At 61.9% G+C, this 24,161-nt stretch carries 26 protein-coding genes; 15 read left to right on the forward strand and 11 right to left on the reverse strand.

Going from position 1 to position 24,161, the window contains the following annotated elements; genetic code table 11:
- Complete coding sequence (locus GJB56_RS19960; protein ID WP_154606693.1) at positions 1-1,542, reverse strand: anion permease; 1,542 nt, start codon at positions 1,540-1,542, stop codon at positions 1-3.
- Between the two features lie 592 nt (positions 1,543-2,134).
- On the opposite strand from GJB56_RS19960, the gene GJB56_RS32000 reads away from it, so the two are divergent.
- The 11 genes from GJB56_RS32000 (at position 2,135) to GJB56_RS20015 (ending at position 11,035) form a co-directional block, all read left to right on the forward strand.
- Complete coding sequence (locus tag GJB56_RS32000; protein WP_021345840.1) at positions 2,135-2,686, forward strand: LysM peptidoglycan-binding domain-containing protein; 552 nt, start codon at positions 2,135-2,137, stop codon at positions 2,684-2,686.
- 85 nt (positions 2,687-2,771) lie between these two features.
- Positions 2,772-3,506 (forward strand): signal peptidase I, encoded by a 735-nt coding sequence (gene lepB, locus GJB56_RS19970; protein ID WP_070795527.1) that lies wholly within the window; start codon positions 2,772-2,774, stop codon positions 3,504-3,506.
- A gap of 105 nt (positions 3,507-3,611) precedes the next feature.
- Positions 3,612-3,965 (forward strand): VOC family protein, encoded by a 354-nt coding sequence (locus GJB56_RS19975; protein WP_070795526.1) that lies wholly within the window; start codon positions 3,612-3,614, stop codon positions 3,963-3,965.
- 54 nt (positions 3,966-4,019) lie between these two features.
- Positions 4,020-5,069 carry a saccharopine dehydrogenase family protein gene (locus tag GJB56_RS19980; protein ID WP_113682712.1) on the forward strand — a complete coding sequence of 350 codons (1,050 nt, stop codon included), beginning with the start codon at positions 4,020-4,022 and terminating at the stop codon, positions 5,067-5,069.
- A complete protein-coding gene (locus tag GJB56_RS19985) occupies positions 5,066-5,650 on the forward strand; it encodes a TetR/AcrR family transcriptional regulator (RefSeq protein WP_113682713.1) in 585 nt (194 codons plus the stop codon). The genes GJB56_RS19980 and GJB56_RS19985 overlap by 4 nt, the downstream gene beginning before the upstream one ends.
- A 21-nt stretch (positions 5,651-5,671) precedes the next feature.
- The gene (locus tag GJB56_RS19990) at positions 5,672-6,298 is read left to right on the forward strand and encodes an SMI1/KNR4 family protein (RefSeq protein WP_113682714.1); all 627 of its coding nucleotides are present in this window, start codon (positions 5,672-5,674) and stop codon (positions 6,296-6,298) included.
- On the forward strand, positions 6,295-7,395 hold the full coding sequence (gene galT / locus GJB56_RS19995; RefSeq protein WP_113682715.1) for a galactose-1-phosphate uridylyltransferase: 1,101 nt from the start codon (positions 6,295-6,297) through the stop codon (positions 7,393-7,395). The genes GJB56_RS19990 and galT overlap by 4 nt, the downstream gene beginning before the upstream one ends.
- A complete protein-coding gene (gene galK, locus GJB56_RS20000) occupies positions 7,395-8,525 on the forward strand; it encodes a galactokinase (protein ID WP_113682716.1) in 1,131 nt (376 codons plus the stop codon). The genes galT and galK overlap by 1 nt, the downstream gene beginning before the upstream one ends.
- A gap of 119 nt (positions 8,526-8,644) precedes the next feature.
- Positions 8,645-9,094 (forward strand): RrF2 family transcriptional regulator, encoded by a 450-nt coding sequence (locus GJB56_RS20005; protein ID WP_003943059.1) that lies wholly within the window; start codon positions 8,645-8,647, stop codon positions 9,092-9,094.
- A 31-nt stretch (positions 9,095-9,125) separates the two neighbouring features.
- Positions 9,126-10,319 carry a globin domain-containing protein gene (locus tag GJB56_RS20010; RefSeq protein ID WP_060937831.1) on the forward strand — a complete coding sequence of 398 codons (1,194 nt, stop codon included), beginning with the start codon at positions 9,126-9,128 and terminating at the stop codon, positions 10,317-10,319.
- Positions 10,320-10,411: 92 nt separating this feature from the next.
- Complete coding sequence (locus GJB56_RS20015) at positions 10,412-11,035, forward strand: LysE family translocator (RefSeq protein WP_019745753.1); 624 nt, start codon at positions 10,412-10,414, stop codon at positions 11,033-11,035.
- 2 nt (positions 11,036-11,037) lie between these two features.
- Here the strand turns inward: GJB56_RS20015 and paaK are convergent, their stop codons facing one another.
- The 9 genes from paaK to GJB56_RS20060 all read right to left on the reverse strand — a co-directional run bounded on the left by paaK (position 11,038) and on the right by GJB56_RS20060 (position 18,690).
- A complete protein-coding gene (paaK, locus tag GJB56_RS20020) occupies positions 11,038-12,339 on the reverse strand; it encodes a phenylacetate--CoA ligase PaaK (protein WP_019745754.1) in 1,302 nt (433 codons plus the stop codon).
- A 41-nt stretch (positions 12,340-12,380) separates the two neighbouring features.
- Complete coding sequence (gene paaE, locus GJB56_RS20025; RefSeq protein ID WP_020909474.1) at positions 12,381-13,460, reverse strand: 1,2-phenylacetyl-CoA epoxidase subunit PaaE; 1,080 nt, start codon at positions 13,458-13,460, stop codon at positions 12,381-12,383.
- Positions 13,461-13,464: 4 nt separating this feature from the next.
- Positions 13,465-13,923, reverse strand: a complete 459-nt coding sequence (gene paaD / locus GJB56_RS20030; RefSeq protein ID WP_044480149.1) for a 1,2-phenylacetyl-CoA epoxidase subunit PaaD — start codon at positions 13,921-13,923, stop codon at positions 13,465-13,467.
- A 50-nt stretch (positions 13,924-13,973) separates the two neighbouring features.
- Positions 13,974-14,891, reverse strand: coding sequence for a 1,2-phenylacetyl-CoA epoxidase subunit PaaC (gene paaC / locus GJB56_RS20035; RefSeq protein WP_042953177.1), 918 nt, complete (start codon positions 14,889-14,891; stop codon positions 13,974-13,976).
- A gap of 28 nt (positions 14,892-14,919) precedes the next feature.
- On the reverse strand, positions 14,920-15,237 hold the full coding sequence (gene paaB, locus GJB56_RS20040; protein ID WP_020909477.1) for a 1,2-phenylacetyl-CoA epoxidase subunit PaaB: 318 nt from the start codon (positions 15,235-15,237) through the stop codon (positions 14,920-14,922).
- Positions 15,234-16,202: a 1,2-phenylacetyl-CoA epoxidase subunit PaaA gene (gene paaA, locus GJB56_RS20045; RefSeq protein ID WP_113682717.1), complete on the reverse strand. Its 969-nt coding sequence runs from the start codon at positions 16,200-16,202 to the stop codon at positions 15,234-15,236. Before paaA ends, paaB begins: the two co-directional genes overlap by 4 nt.
- A gap of 92 nt (positions 16,203-16,294) precedes the next feature.
- A complete protein-coding gene (locus tag GJB56_RS20050; protein WP_047890229.1) occupies positions 16,295-17,080 on the reverse strand; it encodes an enoyl-CoA hydratase/isomerase family protein in 786 nt (261 codons plus the stop codon).
- A 27-nt stretch (positions 17,081-17,107) separates the two neighbouring features.
- The gene (locus GJB56_RS20055; RefSeq protein ID WP_113682718.1) at positions 17,108-17,965 is read right to left on the reverse strand and encodes a 3-hydroxyacyl-CoA dehydrogenase family protein; all 858 of its coding nucleotides are present in this window, start codon (positions 17,963-17,965) and stop codon (positions 17,108-17,110) included.
- On the reverse strand, positions 17,962-18,690 hold the full coding sequence (locus GJB56_RS20060) for an enoyl-CoA hydratase/isomerase family protein (RefSeq protein ID WP_046379474.1): 729 nt from the start codon (positions 18,688-18,690) through the stop codon (positions 17,962-17,964). Before GJB56_RS20060 ends, GJB56_RS20055 begins: the two co-directional genes overlap by 4 nt.
- 107 nt (positions 18,691-18,797) lie before the next feature.
- Between GJB56_RS20060 and GJB56_RS20065 the strand changes: the two genes are divergently transcribed.
- The 4 genes from GJB56_RS20065 to paaI all read left to right on the forward strand — a co-directional run bounded on the left by GJB56_RS20065 (position 18,798) and on the right by paaI (position 22,293).
- Positions 18,798-19,409, forward strand: a complete 612-nt coding sequence (locus GJB56_RS20065) for a TetR/AcrR family transcriptional regulator (RefSeq protein ID WP_019745762.1) — start codon at positions 18,798-18,800, stop codon at positions 19,407-19,409.
- Positions 19,410-19,497: 88 nt separating this feature from the next.
- Positions 19,498-21,540, forward strand: a complete 2,043-nt coding sequence (gene paaZ / locus GJB56_RS20070) for a phenylacetic acid degradation bifunctional protein PaaZ (protein WP_113682719.1) — start codon at positions 19,498-19,500, stop codon at positions 21,538-21,540.
- A 6-nt stretch (positions 21,541-21,546) separates the two neighbouring features.
- Positions 21,547-21,858 (forward strand): EthD family reductase, encoded by a 312-nt coding sequence (locus GJB56_RS20075; RefSeq protein ID WP_003943191.1) that lies wholly within the window; start codon positions 21,547-21,549, stop codon positions 21,856-21,858.
- Positions 21,859-21,924: 66 nt separating this feature from the next.
- On the forward strand, positions 21,925-22,293 hold the full coding sequence (gene paaI, locus GJB56_RS20080) for a hydroxyphenylacetyl-CoA thioesterase PaaI (RefSeq protein WP_195849625.1): 369 nt from the start codon (positions 21,925-21,927) through the stop codon (positions 22,291-22,293).
- Between the two features lie 18 nt (positions 22,294-22,311).
- Here paaI and GJB56_RS20085 read toward each other — a convergent pair whose 3' ends face one another.
- Entirely contained in the window at positions 22,312-24,102 is a 1,791-nt protein-coding gene (locus GJB56_RS20085; RefSeq protein ID WP_113682721.1) for a CocE/NonD family hydrolase, read from the reverse strand.
- Between the last annotated feature and the right edge of the window lie 59 nt (positions 24,103-24,161).

Consider the following 24,161-nt stretch of genomic DNA (forward strand, 5'->3'; position numbering starts at 1 on the left):
TCACCAGGCGCCGATCAGCTTCATCCACGCGCCGCCGATGATCGTCCAGATCAGGATGATCACGACGCTCATCACGAAACCGATTCGGAACCATTCCGAGGTCTTGATGTATCCGGAACCGTAAATCACTCCGGCCGGACCGGACGCGTAGTGCGAGATACCGCCGAACAGGCTGCCGATGAAGCCGAATACCAGGGCTGAGAACAGCGGCGGTGCACCGGTTGCCACCGCCGCGCCGAGAAACACCGCGTACATCGCGACGATCTGCGCGGTGTTCGACGCAAACAGATAGTGCGCGTAGAAGTACACCAAGGTCAGGATCGCAAAAGCCCAGATCCACGGCAAACCGTCGACACTCGAGGAGACCTGGGTTCCGATCCACGAGATCACGCCGAGTTCTTCGAGATGGCTTGCCATACCGACCAGCACGGCAAAGAACACGAGCGTCTGCCACGCCCCGGTGTCGTGGACCAGGTTGTTCCACGTCAGCACCTTGGTCACCAACAGGATGCCGATTCCGACAAATGCTGTTGTAGTGGCATTGACGTTGAGCTGCGAGCCCAGGCACCAGAGCACCAGCAGCAGAACAAAGGTGGCGGCCATGATCTTCTCGTTGCGGCTGATCGGACCTGCCTTGCGCAGTTCCTCCCTGGCTTGCTCGGGCGCTTTCGGAGTCTTCAACATCGTGGGCGGGAAGATCTTCGACATCACCCACGGGATCGCGATGAGACTTGCAATTCCCGGAACCGATGCTGCCAGCGCCCATTTGCCCCACGAGATGTCGATGCCGATCTTGGCCGCCGCATCGACGGCGACGGGGTTACCCGCCATGGCGGTAATGAACATCGCGGAGGTCACGACGTTGACTTGCAGCGACGTGAGCAGCAGATATGCTCCGAGCTTCTTGCGAGAGTCCTCGGGCTCGGGATTGGAGTCCTCCAACTTGCTCAGTGAGACGATGATCGGATAGACGACGCCACCGGCGCGGGCGGTGTTCGACGGTGTCGCCGGAGCAAGTATCAAGTCCGTCAACGCCATTCCGTACGACAATCCGAGGCTCGACTTGCCGAGTTTGGTCACGAACATGAGTGCAACCCGTTTGCCGAGCCCCGTGACCAGAAAGCCCTCGGCGATGAAGAACGACGCGACGATCAGCCAGATCGTGGTGTTACTGAAGCCGGACAACGCTTCTGTCGGCGTCTCCGTCTGGGTGATCATGGCGATCGACAGGCCCACCAGCGCCACCGAACCCGTCGGCAGTGGTTGCAAAATCAACGCCACGATGGTGCCGACGAAGATTCCGAGCATGTGCATGCCCTTGGGGTCCACACCGTCCGGAACCGGCATGAAATAGATGATCAAGCCGAGGATGACGGGCACCGCAGCCGGGTAGTACCGCCTGAGCACCGATTGTTTCGACGGCTCCGTCGGCGGTGTCTTTGCCGGCGGTGTCTTTGCCGGCGGTGTCTTTGCCGGCGGTGTCTTTGCCGGCGGTGTCGTTCCAGCGAGAGACTCGGTGCTTTCGGATTTGGCCTCGGACATGTACATCTCCTCGACTTCTCGCCCCAGGTGATCGCCCCAGATCATTGTCCCCCAAACGTCCGGTTTTCGTGCGGTCAATCGAAGGTCGAGAGAATGCCCTCCTGCGGTATCCGATTCTCTGGATTCCGCAGGAGGGCTCATCCCGGGGCGCAGACAGCGGCCCGGGGCGCGACACATCTCCCTCATAAGGGTGCGCCAATCGATCAACAGGAGGCGCCGGCGTGCCGCAAGCTTGAATCTCGGAGAGACCCTGTTTCGGTGTTGTTTCAGCATGCCAATCGGCGCTCGTCTGCACATGGGTCGAATGGCCTGTTCAACTACCTGTTTCCGCTCAGCACCGAGTACACCGACGTTTTGTATCGGTCCGCAAAACAGGTATGTAACCGGGTAATTGAGCCGTTGTCGGCGAGCGTGTGAGACCGCGAATCTAGTCACGCCTCCGAACTGCAATCTGGAGACGAGGCCTTCACAGTCTGTCCACCTCAATCACATTTCAGCACTGACGATTTCGTCTACCGCGATATGCAGCAGAACACTCGAGCCGCACGCCTAGCCGAGATCGCAGTCCCTCAGACCGATCAAGGAAAATATCATGGGAAACCACCGGAAAAACAAACGTTCACACACCAAACGATTCGTCACGATAGCCGCCGGAGCAGGCGTTCTGACAATTGGCGGTGCAATCGTCAACACCGGCGTAGCCAGTGCGCACGACTGGTCGCAGGTGGCCATGTGCGAGAGTTCCGGCGACTGGAACATCAACACCGGCAACGGCTTCTACGGCGGACTTCAATTCACGCAGTCGACGTGGGATGCATACAAACCGGCAGGTGCACCGGCTCGCGCCGACTTGGCGTCGACAGCCGATCAAGTCGCGGCCGCGGAAGCAACCCTCTCAGCTCAAGGCATCGGCGCGTGGCCGGTATGTGGCGCTTACCTAGGTTGGGGCGGCACCACCCCTGATTCGACAACCTCGGCTCGATCGTCGGTAGGTTCAGCGGGCGACACGGTGACAGTCTCCGAGGGCGATACGTTGTTCAACCTTGCTGCTGCGAAAGGTATTCGTTGGCAAGATGTTTGGGTCATGAATGCGTGGATTGCCGATCCCGACCAGATCCGTGTGGGTGATGTGATCCGATTCTGAAGCAAATCGGCCGACAAAGTAGACCCTCGAATCGAGAACGTCGGTATCGGGCCGCCGACTGGTTGCGCCATCTATTGTCGGGAATGTGACGGAATCCGACGCCCACGAAGACTCGACTGAACCGACGACGGCTGATCACCCGAGAAAACGTCCACTGTGGCGTGAGATTCTCATCCTCGTTGTCGTCGCACTTGTCCTGAGTGTTGTCATCCAGAACTTCGTCGGACGCATATTTCTGATCCCGTCGGAGTCCATGGAACCGACGCTTCACGGATGCACTGGCTGCACCGGAGACAAGATTTTCGTCGACCGGATCAGCTATAGATTCGGGGATCCACAGCCTGGGGATGTGGTCGTGTTCAAGGGACCCGAATCCTGGAACGACGAGTATCAATCCATTCGATCGGACAACTCGGTGGTCCGGGCACTTCAAGGACTCGGATCCATGGTCGGTTTGGTCCCGCCGGACGAGAACGATCTCGTGAAGCGGGTAGTCGCGGTCGGTGGGCAAACCGTGCAGTGCCTGTCCGAGGAAGAGGGGCTTCGAGTGAACGACAAGCCGCTGACCGAGCCGTACATCGACAATCGCATCTCAGGTAACGGTATCCCCTGTCAGGGAATATATTTCGGTCCGATTACCGTTCCGGACGGGAACCTGTGGGTGATGGGTGACAATCGCGGCGACTCCAAAGACTCACGATTCCATATCAAGGACGAACTGAGCGGAACGGTTCCGATCGACAATGTCATCGGCAAGGTTCAATTGATCGTCCTTCCCTTCTCCCGGTGGGGAACTGTGAGCTCGTTCGATCCGCAGTGACAAACGAATCAGCCAGGTAGCCCGCGCCCTCGGACGACACAGTCGACATGACTCCGCTTTCGGACGATCATCGAGCACATCTGTTGCCGAGAGTAGGAGAACCACATGCGTACACGACGCATCACCGCCAATCTCAAAGTCGCCGATGTCGGAGCCTCCAAGAGTTTCTACTCCGACTATCTCGGCCTGAGCACCGAAGAGTTCAACATGGGGTGGGTCGCTCGCTACACCTCTCCCGACTCCGGCGCGAACGTACAACTCGTCACGCACGACGCCACTGCAGCCGAGGACTCGGTCATCTCCGTCCACACGGACGACGTCGACGGCGCCTACGAAGAGGCCCGAAGACTCGGCTACGAAATCGTGCACCCCATTACGACCGAAGAGTGGGGTGTTCGCCGATTCCTCGTCCGGGCACCCGACGGCAACGTCGTCAACATCGTGCGACACCGGGACTGAGCACTGGAAAGACTCCATTCGACGTTTTAGGTCATTTGACCTAGAGTTGAGTGCATGACCGAATCATTGCAGTATTCAGCCGACGGCCCCATCCTCGTGGCAGGCGGATACGGAACCGTGGGCAGCGCCCTGACCGCCTTGCTCGCCCCCGACTTCCCACTACTCCTCACCGGACGCACCCCCGAGCGCGGCAACGAACTGGCCAGCCGTCACGGCGCTTCCGTCCGCCGCTGGGACCTCCTCGACCCGACGCCCTTCGACGCGTCCGTACGCGCGGTCGTATCGACGGTCAACGATCCCCACGATCGTGTCCTGTCCGCCGCCGTCGAGGCCGGAATTCCCTACGTGGACATCACCCGCTGGACAACCCGCGTCGCTCGCGCCGCCACTCTGGCGGGTCAGAAGTCGCCGAGCGCACCGGTGTACCTGTCGTCCGGATGGATGGGCGGAGTCACCAATATCGTCGCCGCAGCGCTGGCCGAGGAACTAGGTGGCGCGAGCACGATCGACGTCTCGATTCGCTACGACGTCAACGACATTGCCGGGCTCGACTCCGTCGACTTCATTGATCGTCTCGGCCAGGATTTCGAGGTGATGCAGCAAGGAAACCCGATCACCGTCAGCCCGTTGACGGATACACGCTGGGTCGACTTCCCCGGATCGCGCACCAAGGTCGGAAGAATCGACACTCCGGAACAATTCACGTTCCCCATGACCCTGGGCGCCGAAACTGCCAGCACTCGAATAGGTTTCAGTTCGCACGCATCCACAACTGCGCTGCTCGCCGCCAAGAAGGTGGGTCTGTTCCGTTGGGGTCGCGGCGACCGCTTCACACCGCTACGACGCGGACTCCTGTACTCGCCTGGCAAGGGCGGGAGCGCGCAAGTACGCATCGACGTCACCGGCCCGAGCGGCACGACAAGCGCAACAATCGTCGACCCGCAGGGCCAAGCTCACCTCACCGCGGTGGGCGGCGCGCTTGCCGTCAGACAAGCCTTGGCCGACGATGCCCAGCCTGGAGTCACTTTCCCCGAGTCGCTTCCGAACCCGCGCCGCACCGTCTCCGAGTTGGAGAGCTTCGGGGTGGCAGTATTGCGGGCATGACCCCCTCCAAGGGCGCCGCCCGCGCGGAAGCACTTCTCGACGCAGCAGAACAGGTCCTCGCCACGCAGGGCAATGCCAACTCGGCGATGCGCGATTTCGCAGCCGCAGCCGGAGTGCGGGTGGGGCACCTGCAGCACTACTACCCCACCCGTGCAGATCTCATCCGCGCAGTCATGTCACGGGCATTGACCCGCTCACTGGATCGCCTTGCCGTCGTCACGGATACGGATCAGGGTCTTTCCCGTGAGGAATCCGAACACTTCATCGGAGTCCTGCTCGGAGAACAGGACGACCAGGCCACGGTGCGTCTGTACGTCGAAGTATGGGCGATTGCGGCAGCGGACCAAGAAGTGGCGGTCGTGGTTCGAGACTTCTACGCGCAGTACATCGCACACGTAGAGCGCGCTGTTGCGTGTGCACAACCGGATCTGGATGCGGCGGACCTGGGCGCGGCAGCGCAGACCATCGTGAGCCTGCTCGAGGGTTCCGCAATTCTCCGATCGGGAATCACCGGCCGAAAGTCCAAGGCTTCGGACCGAAAGCTCGTGGACACACTGCAGTACCTGATTCACGGGTCCTGACTCGGACGTATCGTAAAGCCCATGAGCGTTGCAAACGAATGGAGCCGAATCGAAGCGTGGTGCCGTACACACGCACCGGTGACGGCTGCAGCGTTTCAGCCAGGGCTCGGTGACGCCGTTATCGAGGAATTCGAAGCGTCGACCGGCGTCACGTGGCCCCAGGAACTTCGCGAGCTGTATCGGGTGCACAACGGCAGCCTGACCCACGACGACCGGACCGGGCTCTTTCTCGGCAGCGTGCTTCCCGACAAGTTCTTCTACCCCATCGACGTCGCAACCGAAGTTCGACTCACTCTGCTCGAAACGTGGGACGAGACGATCTACGAGAATCCGGACCTCTACGCCGAGGACGAGATGGATCGACACGATCAACGCGACGCAGGCACTGCCGCAACCATGTTCATCCCCTCGTTCCTTCCCTTTGCCGGACTGGACGAGTACCACTACTTCGTGGACACACGAAACGGCGCACTCCATCATTGTGTGACCGAGTATGCGTCGGACGCCACTGACAACGGCGGTCCGATCTGGGCGTCCATCTCGGTCGTGTTGGGCGCCCATGCCGCAGCCTTGGAAACAGGATCCACGATCGGAGTATGGAAACCCGTTGTCAGCAAGGGTGTTCTGGAATGGGAAGTCGACGCATGACACCCAAGCAGGATCCGACCCGTCGCACCCTCGCCGACGGGCGTCAGATCTTCTACTTCGACGATGCCGGCCGTACCCGCGCCCACTCTGCGCGAGATTCCCGCGAATTGCCGGCTCTCGACCACTCGTCTCGGATGAGGTTCGACGTTCTCACCGGGGAGTGGATCACCATGGCTTCGCATCGCATGAAACGGACACATCTCCCCTCCGCCGCCGAATGCCCATTGTGCCCGACCAACGAAACCCGCACGCCCACAGAGATACCCGACGGAGACTACGACGTCGCGGTGTTCGAGAATCGGTTTCCGAGTTTTGCAGCGGCGTCCGAGGAAGCCATTGACAGTCCCGGAGACGGAGGGGGTGATCGCCCAGCTGTCGGCCACTGCGAAGTGATGTGTTTCTCGAGCGATCACACGGCGTCCGTCGCCGAGCTTCCACTCGAACGCATGCGTACGATTGTGGGTGCATGGATTTCTCGGACCGAAGAGTTGTCGGCGGATCCGGTTGTGGAACAGGTGTTCTGCTTCGAGAACCGCGGCGAAGAAATCGGGGTGACACTCACCCATCCACACGGACAGATCTACGCATACCCGTATGTCACGTCACGCACCCGATCGATGTTGACGCAGGCGGACAAACACTTCGAGCGCACCGGTCGCTCACTGCTCGCCGATGTTCTGGCGTTCGAGCGCGAGGACGGGGCCCGGTTGATCTACGACGGCGATCACTGGAGCGCCTACGTCCCGACCGCCGCACGATGGCCCATCGAGATTCACCTGGCACCGCACCGAGACGTCCCGGACCTTCCCTCGTTGAACGACCAAGAGCGCGAAGAGCTTGCGGACGTTTACCAAGATCTCCTGCGCCGTATCGATCGCTTCTATCCGGGCGTCGATCGGGTACCGTACATCGCGGCCTGGCACCAAGCTCCCGTCCGCATCGACCGACCTCTGGGTCGACTGCATCTTCAGCTGTTCTCGATCTTGCGCGCACCAGGCAAGCTCAAATACCTCGCCGGGTCCGAGTCCGCCATGGGCGCCTGGGTGAACGACACCATTCCCGAGGCAGTCGCGGCCCGCCTACGGGAGTTGAAATAGTGGATACCGTCTCGAAACCATCTGTGCTCCAGCAGTTTCACGACGCCTATGGCTATCCGGCAACCGGAGCCTGGGCGGCACCCGGTCGAGTCAACCTGATCGGTGAACACACGGACTACAACGGTGGATTGTGCCTACCGGTCGCTCTCGAGCAGCGAACGCTGGTTGCCGTCGCACTGCGCACCGACGGGGTCGTCCGCGTGCACAGTCGGCAATCCGACGAGACATACACCGGGCCCATCGGCGACATAGCAGCAGGATGGGCCGCCTACCCCACAGCCGTTCTGTGGTCTCTTGCGCGCCGAGGCCTCCCGCTCGGAGGAATCGATCTGGCAGTCGACTCGTCGGTACCGGTCGGGGCCGGGCTGTCGAGTTCCGCTGCCCTCACCTGTTCGGTTGCATTGGCCGTCAATGAACTTCACGATTCACCATTCACCCGCGATGAGCTGGTACAGGTGTGCATCCAGGCGGAGAACGACGGCGTCGGCGCACCGACGGGCGGGATGGATCAAACCATTGCCCTCTTTGCCCGACCCTCGACTGCGCTCCTGTTGGACTGCCTGGACGGATCCACCGAACCCATCCCTTTCGAACTCCACGGTGCGGGGTACGAACTGATCGTCATCGACACTCGGGTCAAGCACTCGCTCGCAGACGGACAGTACGGGTTGCGACGCTCTCAATGCGTCGATGCAGCAGCAACTCTCGGCGTCGGCAGCTTGCGAGAGGCTTCTGCAGACCAAGCCGAGACAGTGCGAGACCCGATCCTCCGGGCGCGGGCACGGCACGTCGTGACCGAGATCGAACGGACACGGAAGACCGCAGAGCTTCTGCGCAGCAACAGATTCAGCGACGTTGGCGAGCTGTTCGACAATTCTCACGCGTCGTTGCGCGACGACTTCGAGGTCTCGTGTGAAGAACTCGACGTCGCCGTTGCCGCAGCACGACGCGGCGGCGCGATCGGTGCGCGGATGACCGGCGGCGGATTCGGAGGTTCGGCCATCGCATTGGTTCCGGAAGGAAGTCATGCGGAGGTCATCGCGTCGGTGAGCCGCGACTTTGCGGCGCGGGGTTGGCGAGCACCCCACTTTCTCGACGTCGTTGCCGGGGGTTCGGCCGCCCGCCTCTGAGCGAACGGCACGTTCAGCGCACTGGAGGCGCCGAACGTACCGTTCGCCCTGGTTGGGACCCCTCGAGATCCCCCTCACATAAATAGTCATCTCAGATGCGAATTATGTAGGTTCAGATCATGCAACTGACGCAGTTCACCGATCTGGGATTGCGCGTCGTCATGCGGTTGGCCGTACTCGACGCGGATGCCTCCCCCAGTACCCGGGATGTTGCGCAGCAGCTCAACGTGTCGTACTCCCATGCCACCAAGGTGGTTACACGGCTCGGTGAGCTTGGCATCGTCACAACCAGGCGTGGTCGCGGCGGTGGGCTTTCCATCACCGAACTCGGCCGCACCGCCACCATCGGCTGGCTGGCCAGACGCCTCGAAGGCCCGGGTGAAGTCGTCGACTGCGAAGGCGACAAACCGTGCCCACTTCGCGGCGGCTGCCTCCTTCGGAGCGCTTTGCGCGAAGCACAGGAAGCGTTTTTCGTTTCACTCGACGCGGTCACGATCGAAGACGTCATCCGGCAGCCGTCCAAAACTGTCCTGCTACGCCTCACCACCCGGAGCGACGAAGCAGGCTGATCAATCGAATTTCGACCGAACGGAGCAGCTCATGCTTTCCCCACAGTCAACCGAGGTCATTCGCGCCACCCTTCCCGTGGTCGGCGCCGCCATCGGCGATATCACAACCCTGTTCTACCGCAAGATGTTCGACGCACATCCTGAACTCGAACGTGATTTGTTCAATCGCGGCAATCAGAAACAGGGCGAACAGCAGAAGGCTCTCGCCGGCGCCATCGCGGCATTCGCGACGCTTCAGCTCGAGCCGGACAGCGCCAAGGTCGATCTCATACTCTCACGCATCGCGCACAAGCATGCGTCGCTGGGAATCACGCCCGACCAGTACGCAATCGTGCACGAACACCTCTTTGCCGCGATCGTCGAAATACTAGGCGATGCAGTCACTCCCGACGTCGCAGCAGCCTGGGACGAAGTCTACTGGCTGATGGCGGAAACCCTCATCACGATGGAGCGTGGCCTCTACCAACTCGCCGGCGTCGACGCCGGTGACGTCTGGCGCACGGTCAGGATCAGCGAACGAGTTCTTCAGTCCGCCGATACCGTCTCCCTGACGCTCACTTCGCTAGACGGCAGTGCACTCCCCACCTTCGCACCCGGACAGTATCTTTCGGTCGGGGTTACGCTGCCCGACGGCGCTCGCCAGATCCGCCAATACAGCCTGTGTTCGATACCGAGCAGCGCAGACTGGCGGATCAGCGTCAAGCGAATCTCCGGTACTCCTGATGGCGAGGTGTCGAACTTCCTCTACAACAACGTATTCGAAGGTCAGGAACTCTCCGTCACCACGCCTTTCGGTGATCTCACCATGCCGGATGACAACTCACCTCTCCTACTCGCGTCGGCCGGAATCGGTTGCACACCGATGATCGGGATGCTCAATCATCTCGTGGACACCGGCGCCGAGCGTTCGGTCTCTGTCATTCATGCTGATCGATCCATCGCGGACCATGCTCACCGCGCGGAACTCAGCACACTCGTCGACAAGATTCCCGCCGCAACTTTGCATCGTTGGTACGAGGATCTCGGCACGCACGTGGCGTTCGGATCTGTTCACGAAGGACGGGCGGATTTGCAAGACATTGCAGTGGAGCCCGATACCCAAGCCTTCCTCTGCGGGCCGATGCCGTTCATGTTGGCGATGCGCGCATCGTTGCTCGAAAGGGATGTTCCGGCAAAGAATATCCACTACGAGGTCTTCGGGCCCGACAGCTGGGCCAACACCTGAGCGGACCACTGCCTGCGAACTGGACCTTGGCGCGCCACGGTAATCCCTTGTGTACTCGACGAAACATACGTACCGAGTAGTGGGAGACCGACATGATCACGTCAGCGTCGATGACGGGAGTCGCGCTGATAGCCCTGGCGATGGTTCTGACACCGGGCCCCAACATGATCTACCTGGTGTCACGCAGCATCAGCCAGGGCCGCCGGGCAGGCTTGATCTCGCTCGGCGGAGTCGCAACCGGTTTCCTGGTCTACCTCGCCGCCACGTGCGCTGGACTGACAGCGGTTCTCTTCGCCGTACCCACGGTGTTCACCGCGGTGAAAATCGGCGGCGCCCTGTATCTGGCCTATCTCGCCTGGTCGACGCTCCGACCAGGTGGAAAGTCCGCCTTCGAGGTGGGCGAAGTCGACCGCCACGGTAGCGGCCGTCTGTTCGGGATGGGGTTGACCACCAATCTGCTCAATCCCAAGATTGCGCTGATGTACGCGGCCCTGATCCCCCAGTTCGTCGATCCCACTGCGGGCCCGGTCTGGCAACAGGCACTCGTACTCGGCGGCGTGCAGATCCTGGTCGCAGTCACCGTCAACGCGTTGATCGTGTGCTGTGCGGCGGCCGTGTCGACCTTCCTCGTGGCACGTCCGGTATGGATGCGGGCTCAGAAGTGGCTAGCTGGTGGCATTCTCGGAATCTTCGCCACCCGCATGGCCCTGGAGTAATTTCAGTCCTTCGGGCGTTGGTCGATCAGCCGACGCGCTTTACCGATCGAGCGTTCGAGTCCGCCGGGTTCGAGAACGTTTACCTCGACCGTGACACCGATCTTGTTCTTCACCAGCTTCTGCAATGCAGACGACGCTGCCGCATGGTCCGAAATTGCCGCGTCTGGGCGAGCCTCGACGCGAACTGTCAGGGTGTCCATACGACCCGGACGCTCCAGCACACACTGGAATTGAGGCGCGAGGGCGGGGACCGTCAGGATCAGTTCTTCGATCTGTGTGGGGAACAGATTGACCCCACGCAGGATGATCATGTCGTCGGTCCGGCCGGTGACCTTCTGCATCCGTCGCATCGAGCGCGCCGTCCCGGGCAACAGACGGGTCAGGTCCCTGGTTCGGTAGCGAATGATAGGCAGCGCTTCCTTGGTGAGCGAGGTGAAAACGAGCTCACCTTCCTCTCCGTCCGGCAGCACCTCACCCGTGACCGGGTCGATGATCTCCGGGTAGAAGTGGTCTTCCCAGATATGGAGCCCGTCTTTGGTTTCCACACATTCCATTGCCACGCCCGGGCCCATGATCTCGGAGAGTCCGTAGATGTCGACGGCGTGCATGTCGAGTTGTTGTTCCAACTCGGTACGCATCTGTTCGGTCCACGGCTCCGCTCCGAAAACTCCAACCCGCAGCGAGGTTTTCGAGGGATCAATACCCTTCTTAATCATCGCATCCACGATGGTCAACATGTACGACGGCGTCACCATGATCGCGTCGGGTTCGAAGTCCTCGATCAGTTGGATCTGCCGCTCGGTCATGCCACCGGACATGGGAATGACCGTGCAGCCCAAACGCTCCGCACCGTAGTGTGCTCCCAACCCGCCGGTGAACAGACCGTACCCGTAAGCCACGTGCACCTTGTCCGAAGACCGCACGCCGCCGGCCGAGAGACTGCGCGCGATGAGATCGGCCCAGTTGTTCAGGTCGTTGCTCGTGTACCCCACCACCGTCGGGCGACCGGTGGTCCCCGAAGACGCGTGAATTCGCGAGACCTTGTCCTGGGGCACCGCAAACATCTTGAACGGATAGTTCTCACGCAGATCCGCTTTGGTGGTGAAGGGGAACTTCGCGAGATCGCTCAGATCCTTCAAGTCGCTCGGGTGGACGCCGGCGTCGTCGAAAGCTTTGCGGTAGTGCGGAACATTCGTGTACGCGTGCATCAGTGACCATTGCATCCGCTCGAGTTGGAGCGTCGAAATGCGGTCCCGGCTGGCAAATTCGATTTCTTGCGAAGTAGCAGTGGCGAGTTCGGTCATGATTGTCTCCGGTGGGCTCAGTGAGGGCGCTGTGCGGGCGGTCAGGCGTCGAAATCGACTGTTATCTGTTCACCGACAGGAAAGGTCTGGCAGGTGAGCACGAAACCCGCGTCGACTTCGTAGTCTTCGAGTGCGTAGTTCCTGCGCATCTCGACATCACCGCAGGTGACCTTGGCGCGGCAGGTTCCGCACACTCCGCCCTTGCAGGCAAAGGGCAGATCCGAGCGGTACTGTTCAGCCGCATCGAGAATCGACTGGTCGCGTGGCAACGTCGCGGTGGTCGATCGACCGTCGAGAGTAATAGTCACCTCGCTGCTCGGTCCGACAATTCCGCGCTCACGATGCACTGCGACCGGCGGAGCGACGTCGTCGACGTAGAACAGCTCGTGATGGATGCGGTCCTTGGCAATTCCCAAGCCGGCCAGCGCTTCCTGGGCGTCGTTGACCATCCCGAAGGGGCCACACAACCAGAATCCGTCGACTTGGTCGCACGGCACGAGAGAGGTGAAGATCTCACGCAACCGGTCGGCGTCGAGACGGCCCGAGAACAACTCGACCTCCCGCGGCTCGCGAGAGAGAACGTGAATGACGTCCAGGCGTGCACCGTACCGGTCCTTCAGGTCGGCGATTTCTTCGGCGAACATCACCGAACGGGTGCGCCTGTTCCCGTACAGCAGGGTGACATCGGCCTCGGGGTTCGCCAAAAGTGTTGCAGCGATGGAAAGCATGGGCGTGATGCCAGAGCCCGCCGCGATCAGAACGTGCCGTCCACCCAGTGCCGGATCGGCGACAAAATTGCCCGAAGGACCCTGGACGTCGATTTGATCCCCGGCCTTGACGTCGCGCACCAACCAGGTGGAGAAGAGTCCGTCTGCTACTTCGCGAACCCCCACACGTGGAGACGCCCCTACCGGTGCACAGATCGAGTAGGAACGCCGGTGTTCGACGCCGTCGATCATCCGCCGCAGTGTCAGTGACTGCCCGGCGCCGAAATCGAATTGATCGGCGATATCGGCAGGCACGTCGAAGGTGACGGCAACTGCGTCGTCGCACAGTGATTCGACACCGGCAACCGTCAACGGGTGAAAGGGTTTGTTCCGGTTCGTCGTTGCGGTACTCATCTGTTCAGATCTCCTTCACGTGATCGAACGGCTCGAGGCAGTCGAGGCAGCGATACAGCGCTTTGCACAGGGTCGCACCGAATTCCGAACTCAGTCTGGTGTTTGCCGAACCGCACTGGGGGCAGAGGATGTCGCGGGGCTTGGCCGTCAAGGTCAATGCGATCGGCCCCGAGGTGCGGCGCGGCGCTGCCCCCGGCACCGAGTACCCAGCCGTCCGAAGTTTCGCGAGCCCCTCTTCGCTGATCCAATCCGAACTCCAAGGCGGCGACAGTTGAGTCTTGATCTGGACGCTGCCGTATCCCGCATCGTTCAGCTTGTGCTCGATGTCGTCTCGCATCGTCGCCATTGCGGGACACCCAGAATAGGTGGGAGTGATTGTCACACAGACGAAGTTCGCTTCGACGTCGACCGATCGGATGACGCCGAGGTCGGCCAGAGTAAGCAGTGGCATCTCCGGATCCATCACCGAGGCGACGATCTCCTGCGCGGAAGAGACGGTGGTGGCAGCCACGGTCACCACACCCCTTCCGGGTGCTCCCGAGCGACGCTCTGCATTTCGGCAAGAAGTAGTCCCAGCGCCCCGGTGTGCAGTCCGGCACGTCCACCGCGGCCGCCGACGAAACCGGAGAAACGTGAAGGGGGCTCTTCCATTTCGGCCGCATGGAGGACCTGGGCAAGAACAGCGTCGAACTCCGGCCGAACAGTACGCGGATCCACTCCGACGCCAACTTCTGCCAAAACGAGTTCGTCCTGGGTGGGAACAAAGAGTTCGTCCACGAACGGGAAGATCTCGAGCAAGGCGTCGGCCGTCCGACGCTTGGATTCTGCCGTGCCGGCGCCCAAGGTGACGACCCATCTTGCCGCGTAGTCGCGGTGATAGGTCAGTTCCTTGACACCTTTGTTCGCCACAGCTGCGAGAACCGGATCGCGCGACGTGCGCAGCCGATCGAACAGAGCCAGCCGCCAGGTCGAGAACACGAGTAGCCGAACGACCGTGTGCGCGAAGTCGCCGTTGGCGAGTTCCACCAGTCTCACGTTGCGGAACCCGAACTGATCACGAAAGAAGGCGAGCGCATCTTCGGCCGGCACCGGCGACGTATCCGAGATGAACGGAACCACAGTGGAATCGGCTGCTGCCGCGCGAGCCAGCAGCAGCCTGGCCTGCCCGATCAAGTCCAGGCCGACGTTGGCGAGAGCTACCTCTTCTTCGAGTTCCGGTGCTCGCGTGGACCATTCGGCGAGTCGTTGCGAACTGACGAGCGCGTCGTCACCGAGCATGAGGCAGTAGCGCGCCAGCGCACCGAGATCGACGTCGCCGGGCACCGTGGTGTCGACTCCGGCGAGGGGGTCGTCGAAGCTGGTTCCGAACGCCCACTGACCGTGGCCGTCACCGTCGACCAGGCCGTCGTAGGCACTGTCGTGATCGTTCATCTGTTGGTCCTCGAAGTCGAAGTGATTCTCACATGTGGGGAACGGAGTCCGGGATGTCGTAGAAGGTCGGGTGCCGGTAGACCTTGTCGCCGCTCGGCGCGAAGAACGGATCCTTTTCTGCCGGACTCGAAGCCACGATTTTCGCGGATGGCACGACCCAGATACTCACGCCTTCGTTACGTCTGGTGTAGACGTCGCGCGCGTGGCGTAGCGCCATCTGGTCGTCTGCCGCGCGCAGGGATCCGACATGCACGTGGTTCAGTCCGCGCTTTCCCCTCAGAAATACCTCGTACAAAGGCCATTCGCCCCGCACCTGATCGCCCTGTACCTGATCGTTCTCGCTCATGATGTTTCCCCAGTCGTGCGATCGTGCGCGAGTCTTTCGCGCTGTGCAAAGGCGTGGGCGGCGTCGCGAACCCAGGCCCCGTTGTCGTGTGCGGCTTTCCGATTGGTGATCCGCTCGACGCTCGCCGCTCCGTTGCCGCGGACCACATCCATGAATTCGCTCCAGTCCGGCTCGCCGAAATCGTGTGCGCCACGCTCGGGGTTCCAGCGCAGGTCGGGATCAGGGAAGGTCACACCGAGTATCTCGGCCTGCGGTATCGACATGTCCACGAATCGCTGCCGCAGTTCGTCGTTCGTGTGCCGCTTGATGCGCCACTTCATCGACTGCTCGGTGTTCGGCGATTCGTCGTCCGGCGGTCCGAACATCATCAGAGCGGGCCACCACCATCGGTCGACGGCTTCCTGCACCATCGCACGTTGAGCTTCCGTGCCGCGCATCATCGTCGCCAACAACTCGAAGCCTTGCCGCTGATGGAACGATTCCTCCTTGCACACACGGATCATCGCGCGCGCATACGGCCCGAAGGAGCTGCGGCACAGCGGAACCTGATTGCAGATAGCGGCTCCATCGACCAGCCAGCCGATCACACCCACGTCGGCGTAGGTCAGCGTCGGATAGTTGAAGATCGAGGAGTACTTCTGCTTTCCCTCGATCAGTTTGGTGGTCAGATCGCCACGATCGGCACCGAGCGTCTCGGCCGCGGAGTAGAGATACAGACCGTGCCCGGCCTCGTCCTGGACCTTCGCCATCAAGATCGCCTTGCGTCGCAACGAAGGCGCACGGGTGAGCCAGTTTCCCTCGGGCTGCATTCCGATGATCTCGGAGTGCGCATGCTGGGCAACCTGACGAATCAGAGTCTTGCGGTAGCCGTCCGGCATCCAGTCGCGAGGCTCGATGCGCTGGTCTGCCGCGATCGTCTCGTCGAACAGGTTCTGCAGGTCTTGTGGAGCTTCCACGTTGGTCATCGTACCTACCTTTTATTACCGAATGATCGGTTGGTAACTAGTATGCACCGAGGTGTCCCAGCGCACAAGAGAATCTTTCGACGCACCAGAAATCAGCGGCCCTCGAAAACCGGCTTCTGCTTCGACAGGAAAGCCGTGACCGCGCCTTGATGATCTGCCGTGGAACCCAGCTCCACCTGCGCGTTCGCCTCGGCCTCCAGCGCCTGGGAAAGCCCAGGAGCAACGGCACGGATCAGCGATTTCACGTGGGCGAAGGCCGCGGTGGGTCCGTCGGCAAGTCGACGGGCAAGTACCCGAGCCTCAGCTGCGACGTCCTCGTCGGCCACCACGCGATGAACCAAGCCCCACTCCAGTGCGCTCTGCGCGTCGAACTTGTCGCCGAGCAACATCAGGCCACTGGCACGGCTAGGTCCGAGCGCGTGCACGAGCGCATGACTGAGCCCGGAGTCACTGGCCAGACCGATGCCGGTGAATGCCGTCGCAAAGCTCGCGCGAGCCCCCACGACACGGATGTCTCCGGCCAACGCGATCCCCAACCCGGCTCCGACGCAGGCCCCTCCGATACCCACCACTACCGGGACAGCGAGCGTCGACAGCGCCGTGACGATGGGGTTGTAGTGCGCGGCGACGGTATCCATCGCGTGCGCCGGATCAGCATCCAACGCTGCCGCGTGCTCGCCCAGATCCTGACCGACGCAGAAGTTCTTGCCTTCGGCGAGAATCAACACCGCTCGAACGCCTGCGTCCGCGCGGACCTGCAGCAACGCTTCGAGCAGCTGAGACTTCATTTCGCCGTTGACGGCATTGGCTGCCTCAGGCCGGTCGAGAGTGATTGTCGCCAAACCTCGCTCGATCTCCAAGCGGATCACGTCAGTCATCGATGTTCCTTTCGCAGGCAGTTCGGTTCAGCTCCATGTGTGAAAACCCTGTCCCGTCTTGCGCCCCAACTCGCCGCGAGCCACCTTCTCTCGCAGCAATGCTGGAGGAGTAAATCGATCACCGAGAGTGCTCGCGAGGTGTTCGGCGATCGCCAGGCGCACATCCAACCCGACCAGATCTGTCGAACGAAGCGGCCCCATCGGATACCGGTACCCCAATTCCATGGCCCGGTCGATCGATTCCGCGTCCGCCACACCTTCTTCGAGCATGCGGATGGCTTCGAGCCCGAGACCGACGCCAAGCCGGCTGGTTGCAAAACCAGGTGAGTCGTTGACGAGCACCTCGGCCTTGCCGAGCATCGACACCCATGCCCGTACCGAGTCGACAACCTCGGGGCGGGTCTGAGGCGCCCGGACGATCTCGACCAACAGCGACGCCGGGACTGGATTGAAGAAGTGCATACCGATGAACCGGCTCGGATCCGTCAGCGCTGCGCCGAGTTCGGCGATCGACATGGAACTGGTGTTGCTGGCGATCACGGTGCGTTCTCCGGCAACGGTTTCCGCAGCGGCGAGCACCTCGACCTTGAGGGCCGCAATTTCCGGGACCGCCTCGACGATCAGGTCGAGCGACGGGGGTAAGGAGCTCACTGCGCCTACGACGCTCACGCGCGCGAGGACCGTCGCGGGATCCTGGTCGCCGAGTTTCCCTCGCTCGTGGGCGCGGTCGAGGCCGGTGGAAACACGCTGTAACGCTGCCTCGGCGTCGCCACTCTCCGCGATGGTGACCGCCCCGCCGAGACCGGCGAACACCTGGGCGATACCTGCACCCATACGTCCACCGCCGATGACTCCGACGGTCTTCGGTGCAACTGCTTCAGTCATGATTTCTTCTCCAGGAAGGCCGTCATGCGATCGTGCTTGTCCGAACTCTCGAACAGGACAGCTTGGGCGATGTCGTCGGCAAACGGATGCGATCCCGGCGCGTCGACGATGATCTTCGTCAATCGCAGTGCCAGCGGGGACAGTCGGGAAATACGGTCGAGCAGCCGATGCGCTGCGTCGACATGGCAGTTCGGTTCGGTCACCTCGGCAACCAGGCCCGCTCGTAGCGCCTGCTCGGCGTCGAGGTTCCTGGCACCGAGGAGCACTTGCTTCGCGATCGAGACTCCGACGAGCTTCGGCAGCCGATAGCTGGCGCCGGCGGCTGCCATTATGCCGAGATTGGGCTCGGGATTACCGAAGACCGCCGTCGTTGTCGCGATGCGAATGTCGCAGGCGTAGGTCAACTCTGCCCCGCCGCCGAGCGCATAACCGCTCACGGCGGCCACGGTGGGCAGCGGGAGCTTTCCGATACGGTCGAACAGGGTCCGGTTGATACCCGCAAACGCTTCCTCCCGTCCGCGCTCTCGGAGCTCCGCGATGTCAGCGCCGCCCGCGAAGTGGTCTCCGCGCCCGGCAAGCAGGAGCAGCTTCGGATCCCGTTCGAGGCGTCCACAAATCTGATGCAGTTCGTCGATCATTTCCGCGTTGATCGCGTTGCGTTGCGCGGGCCTGTCGAGGGTGACCACGACGCGATCCTCGCGCTCGTCCACGTGCAGGGTGTTCACATTCGCTCCTTCTCGCTCTCTTACATTAATAACCGAACATTCGGTCGTTTGGCAAGGATGAAAACAAGGATGGTGCACAGCTTTGCCCGAACTGAGAAGATGGGGACATGACTACGGCACGCCCCACTCGACGCACCGGCCTCCCCGGACGTCCCGGCTACGACCTCGATTCGCTCCTGGCCGTGGCCGTGAAGGTGTTCAACGACAAGGGCTACGACGGCGCCAGTATGGAGGTGCTCGCCAAGAAGCTCGGCATCACGAAGTCCTCGATCTACCACCACGTGTCCGGCAAGTCGGAACTTCTCGAACTCGCACTTTCGCGTGCCCTCAACGCCCTGTTTGCGGTCACGACCGAAGAAGGCGCCACCACCGGTCCGTACATCGACCGGCTCGAATACCTGGTCCGGCGCAGCGTAGAGGTGCTGGTCGCAGAGCTTCCGTACGTCACCCTGCTCCTGCGCGTCCGCGGCAACACGACGGTCGAGCGGGCCGCACTCGCCCGTCGACGCGAATTCGACAACTTCGTCGGAGGCCTCGTCTCGTCCGCCGCAGCGGAGGGAGACCTGCGCCCGGACATCGAACCGGCCCTCGCCAGCAAGCTGATGTTCGGCACCGTCAACTCACTGATCGAGTGGTACAAACCCCGAGCGGGCGAGTCCGTCTCCGACATTGCCGACGCGGTCGTCGCCGTCACTTTCGACGGACTTCGCAAGGCCTGATTCCAGGCAGTTCTGCCGAATCCTTGACAACGCGGCGTTACCGGGCGATCGTAATTACCGACCGAACGTACGGTGAGATGGAGTTGTCGTGAGCAGACTGTTGGAAAGCTATGTAGCCGGTCGCTGGTACGCCGCACCGGACGCAGGTACCCCGTTGCCGAGCGCAGTGGACGGATCGGAGGTGGCCCGGATCTCCGCAACCGGCGTCGACCTCGCCGAGATGGTTACGTACGCACGCGAGGTCGGCGGGCCTGCACTGTCTGCGATGACCTTCCATGAACGTGCCGGCGCGCTCAAGGCTCTCGCCCTCACGTTGATGGCAGGAAAAGCCGAGTTCTACACACTCTCCACTGCCACCGGCGCGACGACGCGAGATTCCGGCGTGGACATCGACGGTGGATTCGGAACCCTGCTGAGCTACGCGAGCAAGGCTCGGCGCGAATTGCCCGACAGCACAGTCTTTCTGGATGGAAACGTCGAAGCTCTGGGCAAGGGCGGAACTTTCCTCGGGCAACACATCTATACGTCACGCCGCGGCGTCGCCGTACAGATCAACGCCTTCAATTTCCCGGTGTGGGGGTTCCTGGAGAAGCTGGCACCGGCATTCATCGCGGGTGTGCCGTCCATCGTCAAACCTGCCAGTTCCACGGCATATCTCACCGAACTCGTCTTCCGGCGCATCATCGAATCAGGCTTGCTCCCGGAGGGTTCCGTCCAACTGCTCTCCGGTAGTGCACGGGGCCTCCTCGATCACCTCGGCGGGCAGGACTCAGTGGCATTCACCGGATCCGCCGACACCGCCGCAACGCTGCGTGCTCACCCGAACGTCGTCGGCAAGGGCGTCCATTTCAATGCCGAGGCCGATTCACTCAACGCGTCGATCCTTGGCGAGGACGCCGTACCAGGAACGCCCGAATTCGATTTGTACGTCAAACAACTCGTCACCGAAATGACAGTCAAGGCGGGTCAGAAGTGCACGGCGATCCGGCGCGCCCTGGTGCCGGTCTCGCTGGTCGACGCCGTTGTCGATGCCGCATCCGAGCGACTGAACAAAGTGGTCGTGGGACACCCCGATGCCGACGGCGTCACGATGGGTGCGCTCGCCAGCATCGAGCAGCGCGATGAAGTCTTGAAATCCATTCGCGGTCTGACGAAGTCGGCAACTATCGTATTCGGAGACCCGGACAACGTCGACGTGATCGGTGCCGACGGCCAGTCAGGGGCCTTCCTTTCCCCTGTCCTTCTCCGGGCGGAAGAGAATGCGCACGAGGTACACGAGCTGGAGGCCTTCGGACCCGTCAGCACCGTCATCGGATACGACGGCATCGATCATGCGATCGAACTCGCGGCCTGTGGCGAGGGAAGCCTCGTCGCCTCGGTGGTCACTGCCGACACCGACATCGCACGTCGACTGGTGCTGGGCCTCGCAGCTTTTCACGGCAGAGTGCTCGTCCTGAACCGCGACGACGCCAAGGAATCCACCGGCCACGGCTCTCCCCTTCCAGTCCTCGTACACGGCGGTCCGGGCCGTGCCGGCGGCGGTGAGGAGCTGGGTGGCATCCGCGGAGTTCTACACCACATGCAGCGGACGGCCGTGCAGGGCACACCCGACGTGCTCACCGCGGTCGGCGAGCGCTGGTTCACCGGGTCAGCGCGCACGACCGGATCCGAACATCCATTCCGAAAGAGTCTCGCCGAGTTGAAGATCGGCGACACCGTTGTCGGCGGTCCGCGCCAGGTCACACTCGCAGACATCGATCATTTTGCAGAGTTCACCGGTGACACCTTCTACGCACACACCGATCCGGTGGCCGCAGCGGCGAACCCGCTGTTCGGCGGCATCGTCGCACACGGCTATCTGGTTGTCTCACTCGCTGCCGGTCTGTTCGTCGACCCGGCTCCCGGCCCGGTTCTCGCGAACTTCGGCGTGGACAGCCTCAGGTTCCTGACCCCGGTGAAAGCCGAAGACAGCCTGACGGTCACCCTCACAGCCAAGACCATCACACCTCGCAGCAGCGCCGACTACGGTGAGGTTCGTTGGGATGCCGTGGTGACGAACCAGGACAACGATCCGGTCGCGACATACGACGTCCTGACTCTGGTAGCCAAGACTCGCCCCGAAGGGAATTGAAAGCACATGACCTATCGAGTAGCAGTATGTTACGGACGCCCCACCGATCCGGAGGCTTTCGACAAGTACTACAACGAGATCCACGTCCCGCTCGCCAGCGCAGTGCCAGGACTCTCGGACTTCACGTTCAGCAAGTGCTCGACGCTTGACGGCTCCGATCCAGTCTTCTACGCCGTCGCCAACCTGGTTTTTCCCGATCTCGAGACGATGCAGAGCGGCCTGAAGTCCCCGGAGATGGGCGCCGCTGGAAAAGATGTCGCAAACTTTGCCACCGGCACAGTCGACATGTACGTCCAGGAAGTTGTCTCGGTCCTCTAGACCCCTGCAATTCTCCGATCCCACAGGAGTTGTCTCGTGAGCACAGGAAGCATCACCGCCAGAGAGATGTTCGACGCGGACCAGGCGTCGCAGGCACTCGGTATCGAGATTTCCGAGCTGGCGCCCGGTAGCGCAACCGTGACCGTCACCGTGGGCGAAACCATGGTGAACGGTCACGGAATCACACACGGTGGTTATGTTTTCCTGCTCGCGGACACCGCGTTTGCGCTCGCCTGCAACGGCTACGAGGATTCAGCCGTTGCAGCGCGCGCGGACATCCGATTTCTACGTCCGACCCGTCTGGGCGACACCTTGACCGCGGTCGCCACCGAGAAGGCACGAGGCGGTCGAAGTGGGATCTACGACGTGACCGTTCGCAAGGGCAACACCGTCGTGGCCGAGTTCCGCGGCGACAGTCGAACCATTTCTCGCTGAAATTCAGCCCACGGTGTTTCAGCTCACGACGGGAAGTTCGAGGGGGCCGGAACCGTCGGCAAAGATCGTCACCGGCATACCTTGCAGTCCCCCACGGAAACTGATGTCGCCACCGGTGATCGCGAGACGCACGGAATGCCCTGGCTCGAATCGATGCACTATCGCCGGCATCGTCACCGGGACCGGCGGGGACGGATCACTGATGCGTATGGGCGCAATCAGTCCGTTGATCAGCGAGGAAGTTCCGTCCGGGGCCACGTCGTAGAGTTTCGCGAACACCACCGGCTGTCCGGGCGCCGCAACACGCAGCGTCACAGTGGGGGCTCCCACCACGTCCATCGCCTCGGTCATCGGCGCAGTGGTCCAGAGCGCCTCGGTTCCCGGAATCTGTGCATTCGGAATGTTTCCGGCCGGATTGATATTGAGCGGCTCTATGCCCGTCGGCAGACCACCCGGTGCCGTGACGATCGTCTTCGGACCAGGTATCACCGGCGTGCCGTCCGGCAGCAGTCCCCCGTCAGCGGACAGATGGAAGGCGCGGGCGGTCCCGACATCGACGGTGTCGGACGTCGCGTATGCCGGCGCCGCGTTTCCCTCGTAGTCGATCCAGTTACGGAAATACGCGAATTCCGGTCCCGTCTCCGTGTTCTCGTCCTTGAGGTAGTGATCGAACCAGTCCATGAAGCGACCGGTTTCGTATTGCGCGTCTTCGTCGGGAGCGGAGAAGCTGAATTCGCCGGGCGCAGCGGCCAAATGGCTGTGCCCCCACGAATGCCAGATCATCTTGGCATCGACGCCACGATCCTTCAGCGCGTCGTAAGTCGCGGTTGCCTCGTTCAGATCGAACAGGGTGTCCTGTTGTCCCTGAGCAAGCAGTACCGGAATGTTGATCCGGTCGACGAACGACGAGACCGACGACGCTCGGAGCTCACTCACTACCTGCGGTCCGATGTCGCCGGTCACCACCGCCTCGGCGATCGCGTTGCACATGTAAGGGACGTAGTTCGGGCAGCCGGGTAGCCGTGCGGGATCTGCGATGTAGCCGTCCACACCGGGATTCGCGATGCCCGCGCCGAAGAGCAGCGATGCAAAGAGCACCTTCGCAGCTCCCGGCTCCGCTGTCGACACACCGGAGATGATTCCCGTGCTGTTGGGCGCCAGAGAATACGAGAGATCGTTCCAGGTGATCATGGGGATGATCGTGTCGATACGGGGATCGACACTCGCGGCGGCGAATTGAATCCCGCCGCCGTAGGAGCCACCCGTCATTCCGACCCGCGGGTCGTTCGTCGACGGTGCACCGGTGTGATCGACGGAGTCCTGTACCACCGCGGTGAGCGCCGGATAGGGCTGCGTCAGAGCCTGATCCGTGAAGGCAATCCCTTCTTGGCCGCCGAGGAAGCTGACCAACTGGGAGGCGGCGACGCCGTCGTACGCGGGAGAGTCGAGTGTGATCTTGCAACTCGAGCCACCGAAACCCAATCCCGAATACGTCAGTCCGACATACCCGTTCTCGGCGAAGTTCTGCAGCGCGGGAATCTGGTCCTTGTACGAACCACCGAACCCGTTGGTGGTCAGGATCGCGGGCGCTGGGTTGTCCGCATCGACGCCGTCGGGAACAAAAAGTTCACCGACGACGGTGCACGGAGTCGAGAGTTCAGGCCCGACATCGACCGAGAAGTACAGCAGCTGTGACGAATACGAGCCGTTCGGTGAATCCGCGAGCGCCGGCGGCGAAAAGCCGAGGGCACAAACCACGAGCGTGACGACACTGATCGCAATTCTCCGGCGCACCTGAAAACCGTACACCCGGATCTGTTCTCCACCAGCCTGATCGGGTGCGCGCCGCCGAAGTTTCCGCAGCAAAA

The sequence above is a fragment of the Rhodococcus sp. AQ5-07 genome (assembly GCF_009707305.1).
Taxonomy (GTDB): Bacteria; Actinomycetota; Actinomycetes; order Mycobacteriales; family Mycobacteriaceae; genus Rhodococcus_F; species Rhodococcus_F erythropolis.